The sequence below is a fragment of the Nostoc sp. C110 genome (assembly GCF_043099725.1).
Lineage (GTDB): Bacteria > Cyanobacteriota > Cyanobacteriia > Cyanobacteriales > Nostocaceae > Nostoc > Nostoc muscorum_A.
This window is the reverse complement of the sequence record NZ_CP171142.1, coordinates 207,348-220,159: the sequence shown is the minus strand read 5'-3', so window position 1 is coordinate 220,159 and position 12,812 is coordinate 207,348. Positions and strand designations below refer to the sequence as shown.

Annotated in this window: 11 protein-coding genes and 1 pseudogene; 7 read left to right on the top strand and 5 right to left on the bottom strand. The window is 41.9% G+C overall.

Translation table 11 applies throughout. The annotated features are described in order from the left end of the window. Positions 1-45: 45 nt before the first annotated feature. From ACFFRD_RS03925 to ACFFRD_RS03915, 3 genes and pseudogenes are all read right to left on the bottom strand, one after another. Positions 46-726 (bottom strand): SDR family oxidoreductase, encoded by a 681-nt coding sequence (locus ACFFRD_RS03925; RefSeq protein WP_392476428.1) that lies wholly within the window; start codon positions 724-726, stop codon positions 46-48. Positions 727-748: 22 nt separating this feature from the next. After that, on the bottom strand, positions 749-2,152 hold the full coding sequence (locus tag ACFFRD_RS03920) for a Rieske 2Fe-2S domain-containing protein (protein WP_392476427.1): 1,404 nt from the start codon (positions 2,150-2,152) through the stop codon (positions 749-751). A gap of 223 nt (positions 2,153-2,375) precedes the next feature. Beyond that, positions 2,376-2,460 (bottom strand): annotated as a pseudogene (locus ACFFRD_RS03915) (aldo/keto reductase); the annotation flags it as partial. Positions 2,461-2,691: 231 nt separating this feature from the next. Here ACFFRD_RS03915 and ACFFRD_RS03910 point away from each other — a divergent pair. The 7 genes from ACFFRD_RS03910 (at position 2,692) to ACFFRD_RS03880 (ending at position 9,483) form a co-directional block, all read left to right on the top strand. Beyond that, complete coding sequence (locus ACFFRD_RS03910; RefSeq protein WP_392476426.1) at positions 2,692-2,985, top strand: hypothetical protein; 294 nt, start codon at positions 2,692-2,694, stop codon at positions 2,983-2,985. 112 nt (positions 2,986-3,097) lie between these two features. Continuing rightward, positions 3,098-4,075, top strand: a complete 978-nt coding sequence (locus ACFFRD_RS03905; RefSeq protein WP_392476424.1) for a Rieske 2Fe-2S domain-containing protein — start codon at positions 3,098-3,100, stop codon at positions 4,073-4,075. A 940-nt stretch (positions 4,076-5,015) separates the two neighbouring features. Further along, positions 5,016-6,032 carry a tyrosine-type recombinase/integrase gene (locus ACFFRD_RS03900; RefSeq protein WP_392476762.1) on the top strand — a complete coding sequence of 339 codons (1,017 nt, stop codon included), beginning with the start codon at positions 5,016-5,018 and terminating at the stop codon, positions 6,030-6,032. Positions 6,033-6,035: 3 nt separating this feature from the next. After that, entirely contained in the window at positions 6,036-6,509 is a 474-nt protein-coding gene (locus ACFFRD_RS03895; RefSeq protein ID WP_392476422.1) for a hypothetical protein, read from the top strand. Further along, positions 6,506-7,201: a hypothetical protein gene (locus tag ACFFRD_RS03890; RefSeq protein ID WP_392476420.1), complete on the top strand. Its 696-nt coding sequence runs from the start codon at positions 6,506-6,508 to the stop codon at positions 7,199-7,201. The genes ACFFRD_RS03895 and ACFFRD_RS03890 overlap by 4 nt, the downstream gene beginning before the upstream one ends. A 146-nt stretch (positions 7,202-7,347) precedes the next feature. Continuing rightward, the gene (acsF, locus tag ACFFRD_RS03885; RefSeq protein WP_392476418.1) at positions 7,348-8,382 is read left to right on the top strand and encodes a magnesium-protoporphyrin IX monomethyl ester (oxidative) cyclase; all 1,035 of its coding nucleotides are present in this window, start codon (positions 7,348-7,350) and stop codon (positions 8,380-8,382) included. 729 nt (positions 8,383-9,111) lie between these two features. Beyond that, entirely contained in the window at positions 9,112-9,483 is a 372-nt protein-coding gene (locus tag ACFFRD_RS03880; RefSeq protein ID WP_335033761.1) for a hypothetical protein, read from the top strand. 38 nt (positions 9,484-9,521) lie between these two features. Here ACFFRD_RS03880 and ACFFRD_RS03875 read toward each other — a convergent pair whose 3' ends face one another. Continuing rightward, positions 9,522-10,487, bottom strand: coding sequence for a hypothetical protein (locus tag ACFFRD_RS03875; protein ID WP_392476415.1), 966 nt, complete (start codon positions 10,485-10,487; stop codon positions 9,522-9,524). A 471-nt stretch (positions 10,488-10,958) separates the two neighbouring features. Next, entirely contained in the window at positions 10,959-12,335 is a 1,377-nt protein-coding gene (locus tag ACFFRD_RS03870; protein ID WP_392476413.1) for a dihydrolipoyl dehydrogenase family protein, read from the bottom strand. Positions 12,336-12,812 lie beyond the last annotated feature (477 nt).

Here is a 12,812-nt window from a genome sequence, read left to right as displayed (position 1 = left end):
TGCATTGGTTAATATACAGTCAAAGCAATTCACGCATGACCAATTTTATGAAATGGTTAAAGGAATCCCATTATCTTTGGGTTTTAAATTGAGAATAAACGGAACAGCTTTTAATACCCAATCAGACACAGGTATATAATTAGCAGCTTCTTCTCCAAAGCTAATAGAAAGCATATCAGTATGAATAATACCTGGATTGAGGGGTATAGCTGCCATACCAGTTGGCAATTCTTGTGCCAAAGAACGAGTTAATCCTTCGATTGCCCACTTGGAAGCGCAGTATGGTGCAACTTGGGCTGAAGTCGAGCGTCCCCAACCTGAACTAAAGTTAACAATAATACCCCGTTTCTTTTTCACCATTGCTGGTACGAAATGGCGAATTATATTCGCTACTCCTTTGATATTGATATCTATAAGATCCGAAAATTCTTCAGATGGTATTTCCCACAAAGGTGCTGGGTAATTGGTAATTGCCGCATTATTAATTACTATATCTGGCGGTGAATACTTTTGAAGTACCTCTATTGCCCATTTTTTTACAAGTTGTTCATTTGCCACATCTACAGATGTAAAATCATTGGGCGCACTAAACTTTTGGCGTATTTTATCGATTGCATCTGATGAACGGGCGCAACCAATAACAGTATGTCCCTGTTGAATAAAACCTTCGGTCATCGCATAACCTAGACCTTTACTTATGCCTGTAATTAAGATGAGCTTACTCATATATTTCTGGTATTATTAGATTTCAGTTTTTTTCGGGTCGGTTTCGTGGAGGTAAGGTTCGTCCATCATAAAACTGAATAACTAACTTACTTAGTCCGAGCCATGCTAGTGCAAAAATTAAGGGAGCTAGAGTTTCAATCACAACTACTACAACTGATGTTGTCTGAAAAAATAAAAAAAGCATTGGAGTCCAAGCCAAAGTAAGTACTGTTGCAACTCCACTCCCAAATCTCAATCGCTCAATAATAGAAAGCGCCGAGCTACAACTGGCACATTTTTCCGTATGAGAATGATACCTCTCCAGAAGCACGGACTTTGCCAATGGGGGAGAAAAAGTCTCTTTGCCAAATGGTTCAGCATTATATTGGTTTACCCACTGACGCAATTCAAATACAAAACTATCTGCTTTGGTTGGAAGGTAAAAGGCTTTAGTAAAGTTAGGGCTACCTCCTTTAGCTTCAAGATACCTTTCTTGATAGTGGAGAAAAATTTGATCGTCTTCTAAAACCCCATTTTGTCCAATGTGGTAATACCAACGCGGTCTGAGCTTAATAAACCAACCTGGAAGTTTATCAGGAAACTTAAAAGGAAAACGTGCAAATACACGACATTCTCCTTTGCGTATGGGTGTAGCATAAACAACGGTTAGAATTCTACCACGCGGGGAGTTGATGTCATGCCACATTAAACTTGGAGCGACGAAGGTTGTAGACAACTTTCCTGATTGCCCTGGTTTCAAACCTTGTTTCCAAATCCCTTTGAATCCATGTTTCCCAGATTCAATCACTTCAAGTTCCAAAGGTGCTGCATTTGCCCTATTTCCTACCGTTTTATGATGTGTAAACGATATGTGGCTAGGGTCTAGTATATTTTCTAATAGTGTTAATGCGTCATAAGGTACATCTCTAAATGTATTAATTACAACCCATCCTTCGGGAGATTCTTCTAATGGTTCAATTATTGGGACTTCAGTTTTGGCAGCATTTTCATATTCACCAACGTATACAAACAGCAGCCCTTGCTTTTCAATAGTTGGTAATGATGCCACACAAGCTCGTTTTGATGTGTCTGCTGTTCCACCTTTGACTTGTTGAGGAATCCTTTGACAATTTCCATCTCCAGAAAAAGCCCAACCGTGATAGGGACATTCCAAAAGTCCATCGTCACTAATCCTGCCTTCAGACAACGGTGCTAAACGATGAGGACACTGGTCTTCAAAGCTTCTCCAAGATTGGGCAAGTCTATCCCACCAAATTACAATATTTCTTCCCAGCACTGTAAAAGGCGTTGGTTTTGATTTGTCTAAGTCCTCTAGGTAATGGATGGGATACCATGTTTCTTTACAATCAAAACTATTCGGATCACTGCCGCCCCCAGCCTGTTTTGAGTGAAAACTATCTCTGACATTGACTTCTTTCTCAAACATTTTTGATGTTTATTAATTTTTATTGCCTACTCTAAGATTTATTTTAGCTAGTATGAACATTGGCTGTATGGCGATCGCATTTCCATAAATGATTTTATGAATAGCCACTAAGCTCGACTTTATCCAAAATTAAGAACTTGGTTCTCCTTATAGAGCAAAAGCCCTAGCTTTTTGGCAAAAACTTTTTCCATTCGCTAAAGCCGATGTAACGAGCTTTTCCCTAACGCACTACCTCAGCGAGTGCCGTCATGGTTTCTTCTAAAGGCGTATTTTGAATCGTAGCGATGGCATTGGTACAGATCAACGTATGTCAAAAACCCAAAAGAATTTTGACTTCTAGAAAATGATCCTACTGCGATCGCTTTTAAGCATCTGCCCGAAAAAGATATTTATGTCCAATTAATAAATTCTTACAATTTGGGACTCGTATTTCCCATAGATTTGGTGTACCTTGTTAATTCTGTGCAAATTATTTATACCTATCTTCTTGCAGCTTTACTCAGACAAATTTTAAGCCAATGCCTTCAAGGGAACAGCCAATGAAAACTTCTAATGATACAGATATTAAGAAAATCATCAAAAAATCCGACAAGCTCACCCTGAGACAGATGAAGTTAATCGAAGAAGCAGAAGACCAACTTCTTGAGGCTAATACTGTCAATTCTCCAGCCCCTGTGGTTGAGGTTGAGGAGAAACCAGTAGCGATTTCAGAGCCTAGAGTTCCTGACTATATTCCATTGCTTGATAATCCTCCAGTACAATCTGTGGGTAATTCCGGCTGGCAGGTTTCTGATGTCTGGCGGGATATCCGCGTGGATGATTTCTGTAGTTGATGGTAGCGAAAAGCAAGCGCCCAGCGTACCAGATCGCTGACAAAATCAAGTTCAAATTTCATGTTCACTCTGATTAAGATATAGGTATTTGACCTCAAGGGTGTCGATACTCATGGTGCAAGACCAGATTTTGCTGAATGATTGGCATGTAATAGCCCGCTCGCAAGACCTCCAACCTGGAACAGTTCTGCACAAACGTTTATTAGGCTCAGATTTAGTACTTTGGCATAATGGCGACAAAGTTCTAGCTTGGCAAGACCTTTGCCCTCATCGTGGCGCTCGTCTTTCTTTGGGATATGTCAATAAACAGACCCTTGTCTGTTCGTACCACGGTTTAGCCTTTAACAGCGAAGGCCAATGTATACTAGCTCCAGCTAATCCAGACCAATCGCCTCCCGCACGAGCTTGTGTTAAAACTTACCAACTTCTTGAGCGTTACGATTTGCTCTGGGTTTGTTTAGGAACACCAAAACAAGATATAGCTCCATTTTCTGAGTGGGACAATCCGGTTTATCGCAAAATTTTCTGTGGCCCTTACCACTATCACTCTAGCCCCCTGCGGACGCTGGAAAATTTTATCGATCCGGCACACTTCCCAATTATGCATTCAGGATTATTCGCCCACGCTAGTCGTCCTGAGTTGACGCATTATGAATTAGAGTCTCTTGGAGATCAGATTAGTTTCAAATGTGGTTTGTGGGAACTAGATTTTAGTTCGGCTAATCCGAAAGAAGCGCCAATGATTTTCAACACTTACCATTACCGTATCTTCCGTCCGCTAGTGGCATACTTTAAACTCGGACCTGGAGAGCATCGTCTAAATGTCTTCTATACAATTACGCCAGTTGATGAAGATGAGTGCGTGGCCCAATACTGGTTAATGGTAAACAGCGCCCGTGAAATTCCAGTTGAAGTCTATCTAAATATTCAAAATCTTGTTGCTAGTCAAGATATTGCCATTGTCAATTCCCAGCAACCCCGACGCTTACCTTTAAATTTGCAAGCAGAAGTACATTTACCGAGCGATCGCTATTCTATTGCATACCGTCAGTGGCTCAAACAACAGGGTATTACTTTCGGCACCATTTAGAACTTTGTTATGCTTTGCTCTCCTGACAGTGTTTGTATAGTGAGTTTGCTTCCTTAGCGAAATTTTTTCAACGTAATAATAAGTGGGGGTTCGTAGATAAAGTGAAATTGCGGCAACGAACTTATAGGGATTTCAGCCACAGCAATTCGCAGATAAAGTGAAATTACTTGTCATTGTAAGCATATAAAAAAGTTAAACAATTCTAGTCTCTCAAAGCATTGATTTTTCGTGGTTGGGTGCAAGTCCACGTAAAAATAAGTTGAACAATTTGGGGATGGAAAAGGGATCACTCTACCACTTTTTCAATACAGAGACACCAAACTCAAATAAAAAAGTTGAACAATTAGGAAAGTAATCCTACCCAAATGTGGGCGCGATGGGCTACGCCCCGCCGGAGGCAATCGCTCTAGTAATTAATAATGTAGCGATCGCACGGCGGTAAGACTTGCGAGCGATTCATGGACGGATGCCTGAAGCGGGATAAAGCACCTAACAGAAATTGTAGAACTTTTTTATTTATTGTTGGACTTTATTATTTATTGTTGAACTTTTTTATTCCTCTACATTCATACCATGTAACGAAAAATTTTATGCAGATGTAAACTCTGAAAACCTTGCTGTATCTAAGTTCTTTAATTGCGTTAACGGAGCGGGGCGTTAGCCCATTGCGACTTGCGAATTGTGAATTGTGAATTGGTATCAGACAAGGCTTTGAGCTAGCCAGCCATAACAAGCGTGCCATTCTAGTCTGCGGCAAAATTTCACTAAGCCTACGTATTTTACGTATAAATTAATACTTTAGATACTGGGGCATCTGGAGAAAAGGTATTAATCGGAGTTTATATCGGATAAAAGATAAGAGTACCTTATTTTGTCTTCACACCGAATTCGTGTATACTGAATTTTTAAATTCAGAGCCACCCAGTGCGATCGCATAATTATTGTGAATAACCCTGAACTAAATAATTTACCTCCGATTAAACTTATTCCTCTGAACGCTGAAACGGCATCACTCTCTGGGCGCACGGCTAGTACAAGACCACCAACCGATATTCGGTGGGTAAAAGTTCTAGAATTTTTACGCAGCAACAATCTCGCACCCAACAGCCGCAAGCTTTACGAACGCGAACTGAAGCGGTTTTTGGCTTGGAGTGAGCTGCACTATCATGAACTGCGTCCACGTCATCTTGCGCTATATAAAGAATACCTGCGGGATGAACTGCGGACTGACGCAGGTAATCCCCTTTCAAAAAGCAGCATCAATGCCTCAATTGCGGCACTCAAAAGCTTTTTCAAATGGATGTGCTATACATATCCTGAAATTATTGCTACTAATCCCACACTGGGGATAAAACTGGAAAAAGTACCACTGCCACCAGCCCAGAGTTTAACCCCAGAAGAGATGGAACGGGTTTGGTCAGCGTTGGAATTATTGGGAGAAACAAAGCAACGAGATACAGCACTCGTCCACATTCTCAGTCATGGACTTCGGGCTGGGGAAGTTGTGCAGCTAAATGTTGGCTCATTTGATGGCAAACTGCTGTTTTTACCAGACACCAAAACCAATGAACCACGCTTAGTTCCACTGCGAAAAGAGAGCCGGGAAGTTTTAGCAGAGTATTTGCTTACGCGCTCACAGCAAGGAGAGGTTTTGACCAGCCTTAGCCCACTGATGATTTCACACCATGCTTCATACAAAGGTGAACGCTTGAGTTATCACGGCATTTACTTTGCTGTGGAAAAAATTGGTGAAATAGCTCACATTGAGGATTTGCACCCTCACTCCTTTCGCCACACCTATGCTACTGACTTATTGCTATTGGGAGTTGACCCCAGCCATGCACGAAAATTAACAGGACATCAAAGCGAGAAAGCGTTTCGGCGCTATACCCTTCGCAGCGAACAAGAAGCTGCGATCGCTGCTTACTATCGCGCGATTGGCGAAGAAGCGGAGTAAGGTATGCCGAAGCCGTTAGACCCCAAGTGTCAGCTATGCTCCAAACTACCAACAACTCAAGCAAAACTACTGCATGGGCCACAAGGGGACGGGTGTTGGAATCCCAAAATCTGTCATAATCGCCGTTCGTTTTACCGCCACCGCTCCCAGAAGAATTCAGCAGAAATTGATGCAATTGCAGTCGAACCACCAGCAACATATTTTGCAGTGCTGTATTTGTATAAAGAACTAGGGGATAAACCATTGCACGCCTTGGGCGCAGAACTCTGGCTGGGGCAACAGCCTATTTGTCGCTTAGAACCAATTCACTGCTTTGGACTAACGGCTGGCAAGATCCGCGCCTATACAGATCAGGTGTTGCAGGCTTTTGCAAAACAATACAGTGTTTCACTGTATCAATATAAAGATATGTTTGAGATTGCTTCAAGTTACTGCCCAGTGCGACCCTGCCCGTTAAATCCTGAATTTCTTCAATGACCACATACCGCCAATTAACAATTTGGGATGTGCTGGATGAGTTGTCTGAATCTCCACCAACTTCTTCTCTTGATGCTATGTGGGATTGTTTGGATGCCGAGCTAGAAAGTTTACCCTTGGAGGCACAGTTATCAACCGCAGCGCTTGCCTTCAGCCAAATTGCGGATATTCTCAAGTCTCGTGCCGAAGTGCTGTTGCAAGATACCCGCGACCGCAATAGTCTTTTGGGGCCTGTTGTTAGCACCGATCTCTTTGCTGGTCTGGTGCGGACAAAAATGCACCTAGATTTAGATGATTTGATTGAACCGCAAATACCACAAACCTTTAAACCACACGGGCCACACCAATTTTCATCTCCTACTGAGTTGTGTGATTCTGTAGCAGCACCTGTTGAAAAAGCGAATGTTTTGGCAATGCTCGATGAGGTGACAACTTTAGAAGATGTTCGCAACCTAGCATCAGATGAAGATGTACCAAAATGGCAAAGTGCAATCGCTAATTACCTGATCAATGTCAAAGATGAGATTTCTTTGGTTAAACTGCAACGTGTGTTGCAAATGCCGATGGTAGAAGTCTGGTTGGGATTATTGCTGGGTGGATTTACATTAGAGCAGCGTGGTGATTTTTATCACAACCATAATATCTGGGTGAAAAGTTCTCCAATTATGAGCAGCAACATCCTTGAGGGATGACGGTCAAAAAGTCCAAAAAAGCGCATAAAATCAGGTTAAGGTAATTGCACTAATGTCTGTGAGGGTGCAGAAAAAGGCGAGAAATAAAGCTTAGGTTATTCTATTGGAATAGTATCAAGACTGACATTTAATAGAGGATTTAGAATATGGGATATGTTGAAAACACACAGTCAAACACTGAGATTTTAGCGAAAGAAACTCTCATTTTCCCAGGATTTTATACAACTAACATCAAAAAATTTTCTAGTACTGATACCTCAAGTTTTCAAGGAGCTTTTAGTACTGCTATCGCCAATCTAAAGAACGACTACACTAAAGACAAGTATATACGTGACGAGAAATTTGAGCAGTCTTGGGATCACATTCAAGGTGAGGCGCGAGAACTCATAATTAAACTTCTGGAAATGTACTGTGCTGCTGAGTACTCAGGGTTTATCCTATACAAAGAATTATCATATAAACTTAAGGAAACAAACAGCGTCCTTTCGAGTGGATTCTCCCTGATGTCTCGTGATGAAGCCCGTCACGCTAGTTTTTTAAATAAAGCCCTCTTAGATTTTCATATTAAACCTGGATTAGGTTTTCTAAAGAAAGAACATAGAAAATATATTTTTCTACCTTTTTCATGGTTTATCTACTCTACCTATCTGTCTGAGAGAATTTCTAGCTGTTATTACATAACCATTTTCGAGCATTTAGAATCTCATCCTGAATACTCCATCTATCCTCTTTTTAGCTTCTATAAATCATGGAGTGAAGATGAGAACCGACATGGAGATTTTTTTGGTGCAATTATTAAATCCCAACTACAATTTTCTAATGGATTAAAGGCAAGATTAATCTGCAAGTTCTTCTTACTGCTGATTTTTAGTATGACATACTTCAAGCATAAAAGTAATGATAAACTCCTTGCATTGCTTGGGCTAAATGCTCGTGAATACTACATCTCTACAATCAGAAAGGTCAACAACTCTATCAGAAAAGATTTACCTGTAGTTCTCGATGTTGAAGAGTCACAGTTCTTTGAAGAATTAGATATTTGCTTGCTACATATTTCAGAAAATGAAAAAATCAATATTTCAAATCAGAACACTCTCTTAAAATTGATTAGAAAAATTTCGCATTATTCCACTATTTTATTAGTTATGTTACGTCTATTAATACGTAGTGAAACTGCTTAAAACATTAAACTAGTCAGCATATTCCTCAACCGATACCTTTTATCGAAAAGACACTACCACCACTCTCAAAAAATAAACTAAAAATGACTCTATAGTTTCATGGCAGGATAGCGATTAAAAAGCGGATTATTCCGATAAGACATCATTTGGCGTGAAAGCAAGACAAGCACGGGAAAATTTTGTACAAGTCCTTTGAAATAAGCACCTTTACCCGTTTTCTTTAACCAAAGTCTCTATTTGTAATATTTATATACTACAAATTTTAGAGTATGTTTTTGACCTGACATATCATTTATTAACTATAAAGTCATTTTTAGTTTATTTATTTCGTCTATATTTAGGTTTTTCTTTTAAAGGTGTATTTTTACCACCTAAATCGGGGAAATGACTTGCATGAAGATGAAGAGATCGCCTCGCTCCTTTGCTAGTTGGTAGCTACTCATTTTGGAACGTATGAGTGCGATTGCTTTTTTACGCAGTGCGTGATCAGTCCCAAGACACTCGGACTAACAGCCGCCAGCCAATAGTTTTCAGCTTTTGGTAAATTTGGCAAAATCCCCAATTCTTGCAACTGCAAAATGCTTGAAACATTGATTTATCGTTACAATAGTATTAGTAGTTAATAACCCCCAGAGGGTTAGTCTGAGCGCTATTGAGCTTACTCGTCGTCAGGAGATTTCTTATCTTCTTCGTCATCCTTGTCAAAATTTGTATTGCTGAGGGGGACTTATGGGTGAATCGAAACGCCGAAAGGCGATATTAGGCAATCACTATGGTTTGCCTAATATTTTGAATGAAGTCCAATCAATGTGGACGCAGATTAATTTCTCGCTCAAGCGAGTCAAAGATTCTGATAGTGGATGTTTACTTGTTCAGTGTTCTAACAACGACCGAGGATTCCATCAAGACACTATTGCCCAAATTCAAAAAGAAATAGAAAATTGGACATGTGATTTGGATATTCCTATCTTGATCCAAGTTCTCCCAAGGGGAGTTCAAAATTCAGAAACTAAACTTTTTGATGGGTTCCTTACCCTTTGGTGTAATTGTCCAGAATTTGAATTGTGGCGAGAAATATTTGAAAGTGAACTTGTTAGGTAAACTTTGTTGCATTAAATTATTGTTTCCTCGCTGCACCATCATTTCTGTTGCCTCCACTCGATTTTGTACTCCCGTTCCATAGCCGCCAGCAATTTTGCTTGCAACGAAGATAAATAAGGTTTTGCTTGTTTCCCCAACCCCTGCAATAGCCAATCCACAGCCTCGTCACGCCTGGCCACTTGATGCAACTGCTGTAACCTCACACATAGCTGCTGCATGAATTGGCAATCTTCGTCAAGCAATTCCAGTGATTTCAGGTGTTCGATTTTTACCGTGTAGTCACCGTCCCATGTCTGGACTGTACAACTGTATTCTCCAACATGGCTGACTACGCCCCAATAACCCGCTTTACCTCTCAAGTCTGGGTTATCCTTTGGCAAAAGAATGCATATTTCACCAATATGGTAAGGATTGGGTACTTTCGGACTTTCGCGTATCCTATCCACTACGTCTTTCACTATGCGACCAGATGGAATCTTATTGCCAGCTTGCTCTACTGCCTGCTGCCAAACATCCGCTTGCACAGCCGGTTCCAACTCGGCTTTCGCCAAAAAGCGCAATTGTCGTTCGTTGGTCGGCATTGGAATTTGCCGACCAATGGTCGGCAAAAACTTTTGAAGATTCTCATAAACCACAGTAGCTGAAATCTTCAAGTAAGCCGCGTCACGACTATAATTAAAGCGATGGCTTCGCCAACGCCAAGGGCGAACGCGGCAGTATTCTTCAAAAGTCTGGTGCGTGGAACGGTATAGCCGTCTGTCTCTCAACTCCATCAGCGCCTGACCTGCCTCTAAAAATGCTCTCTCCACACGGTGTTCTAAATGCAGGCGTAAGCTTTGTTCTTCCTGGGTCAACTCTGTTACTTCAACAGCCGTCACCGTAATCGTTGCTGAGGCTGGGTTATCTTGCTCAGAAGTATTTTCGGCAGCAGAGTCGGTTGCTAGCTTTGGTTCCTCAGATGCCCCAGGGATAACTCTCTTGCGTCTGGATAGTGGTTTGTTCATTATTCCACCTCCAGTACCAATTGGCTCGTAGCAATATTGAGTTGTGTCATCATGGAAATATAGAGTTTTTATTTATGCCCCCATCCTTTAAACAGGTTGGGGTTTTTCATTGCTTTTTATATTTTGCACCGATGAAAGAATACTTTAACGAAAATCAGCCGAATACCACAGTTAATAAGAAAAACTTCAGTTGTCAAAAGCCTGAATTCAATTCTGACAACTGAATTAAATTTCAGCTTATTCTAGAAATACCCTCTTCAACACACGGGTAAAACAACGGCTAATGCTTGATTATTTGACCGTGAGTATTGCAAAATGTATGACTTTATTTGGAGTACAAGAGTCGTTGTTAGAATTTCGCCTGGGTTATCTTGACACTGAGAGTCTTTGCACTGATCAATATACGACCCCTTGCAGATATCTTGAAGCGTTCGCCCATCTTCAAGTTAGTAGTTATTGGTTGCTCCTTTGTTACATATTGGGACAGGTTGGCATATCATCTCCAACGAGTAGCCTTGCAAGACTGGGCAATGCCTCACCGTAAGTTGGGTGAATGTGAACCGATTGTTCAAGTACCTGCCACGTTGCTTTCGCTTCCATAAGTGACAAAAAGACATGCACCAGTTCAGCCGTTTCGTAACCAACCAGCGTTGCTCCTAAAATCAAATTCGTCTGGGTGTCGATGACCATGCGGTAGAAACCCAAATCGTGCCCCCACTCAATGCTACGGGCAATATGAGCCATTGGCAGGGTGACTTCACGGGCAGTAATGCCCTGTTTGTGAGCCTGCTCTAACGTCATACCCACTCGACCCACTTGTGGCTCTGTGTAGACGGCATAGCCTAACACCCGATCGTTGCGTGTCCGGTGTTCGCCACACAGAATAGCTTTCAAGCGACGATAGTCTTCCCAAGAAACATGGGTAAAAGCAGGCTGCTTGGCAGCATCTCCGATCGCATAAATCCCAGCGCAAGTCGTTTGAAATTGCTCGTCGATTTTAATAAAACCCTGTGCATCTAATTCAACACCTGTCACCGCAGAATTTAATGCCTGAGTATTCGGTTTGCGCCCAGTCGCAATCAGCAATGCTTCTCCATCTAGTACTTCACCATTGTTCAGCGTTAGGGTAAACACACGATTGGTATAAGCAACCTGCTGAACCGTCACATTGAAATGCAGTCCAATTCCGTCTTGCTCAAAAGCATCAGCAAGCACAGCACTGACATCGGATTCTTCTTGAGCCAGCAAGCGATCGCCCCGCACAATCAATTCGGTTTGGCTCCCTAAACGCGCCATTCCCTGCCCTAACTCCAGGGCAATATAACCACCGCCGACCACGAGCAACCGGGGCGGAATCTGCTGCAAATCAAAGAAATTTCGGTTGGTCAGATAAGGCGTTCCAGCTAAACCGGGAAAGTCAGGAATGGTGGAGGATGTCCCTGTGTTGATAACAATGATTGGAGCCTGCACAGTCATACCTCCTCCACTTACAGTTCGCTCTCCAGTGAAAGCAGCTTCAGCGCAGACAACTCTAACCCCTGCATTGTCTAGTCGCCGTTTGACACCCTGGTTAAACTGGCTGCGAATACTACGCACACGCTCCATCACCGCAGAAAAATCGACTTCAACCTGTGCGTGTATGCCTAGCTTCGCGGCTTGCCCTGCGCGACCTGCGGCATGAGCAGAGGCTAGAAAGGCTTTAGAAGGTGTGCAACCATAGTTTATACAACTGCCACCCAATGCATCACGCTCAAATAGAACGACGTTTCGACCTGATGATGCAAAGTCAGCTGCAAGTGGAATTCCGCCCTGACCGCTTCCAATCACAATTACATCTGCTGTTTCCATATCTATATACGTTGAAGACGATAGCCCATAATTCAAGGCAAGGCTCAAATGTTCTATCTACAGAATAGTACAGGCTGCGATCGCCTCTGGCGGGATACTGTTGGCGAAAGTATTACAAACGCAGAAACAAAAGTGTTACAATTAAAAGTCGCAACGACAGATTGAAGGTTTAAGCTGACGTAATACTTAAAACTACAACTCTATATTATATTCGCCAACATTATCTGGCGGGCGGTTACGCCATCGCACCCTTGCAAAGCACAAAAATGCTCTCAAAGGGGCCACTTGTGAGAGCTTAGATTGCACAAGTGTCTGCACCAATGAGTCCAAGGTAATAAATCCAACTTAGTGGCTGGCTTGAGAAGATATTTAACCACGCCTAAGTCTGACACTCCCCTCTTTCCCCAACCCAGTTGCGGTTATCATTATTGTTAAAATACTTTTGAGTATTTTAGCTGATTGACAAAAGGCACTTTC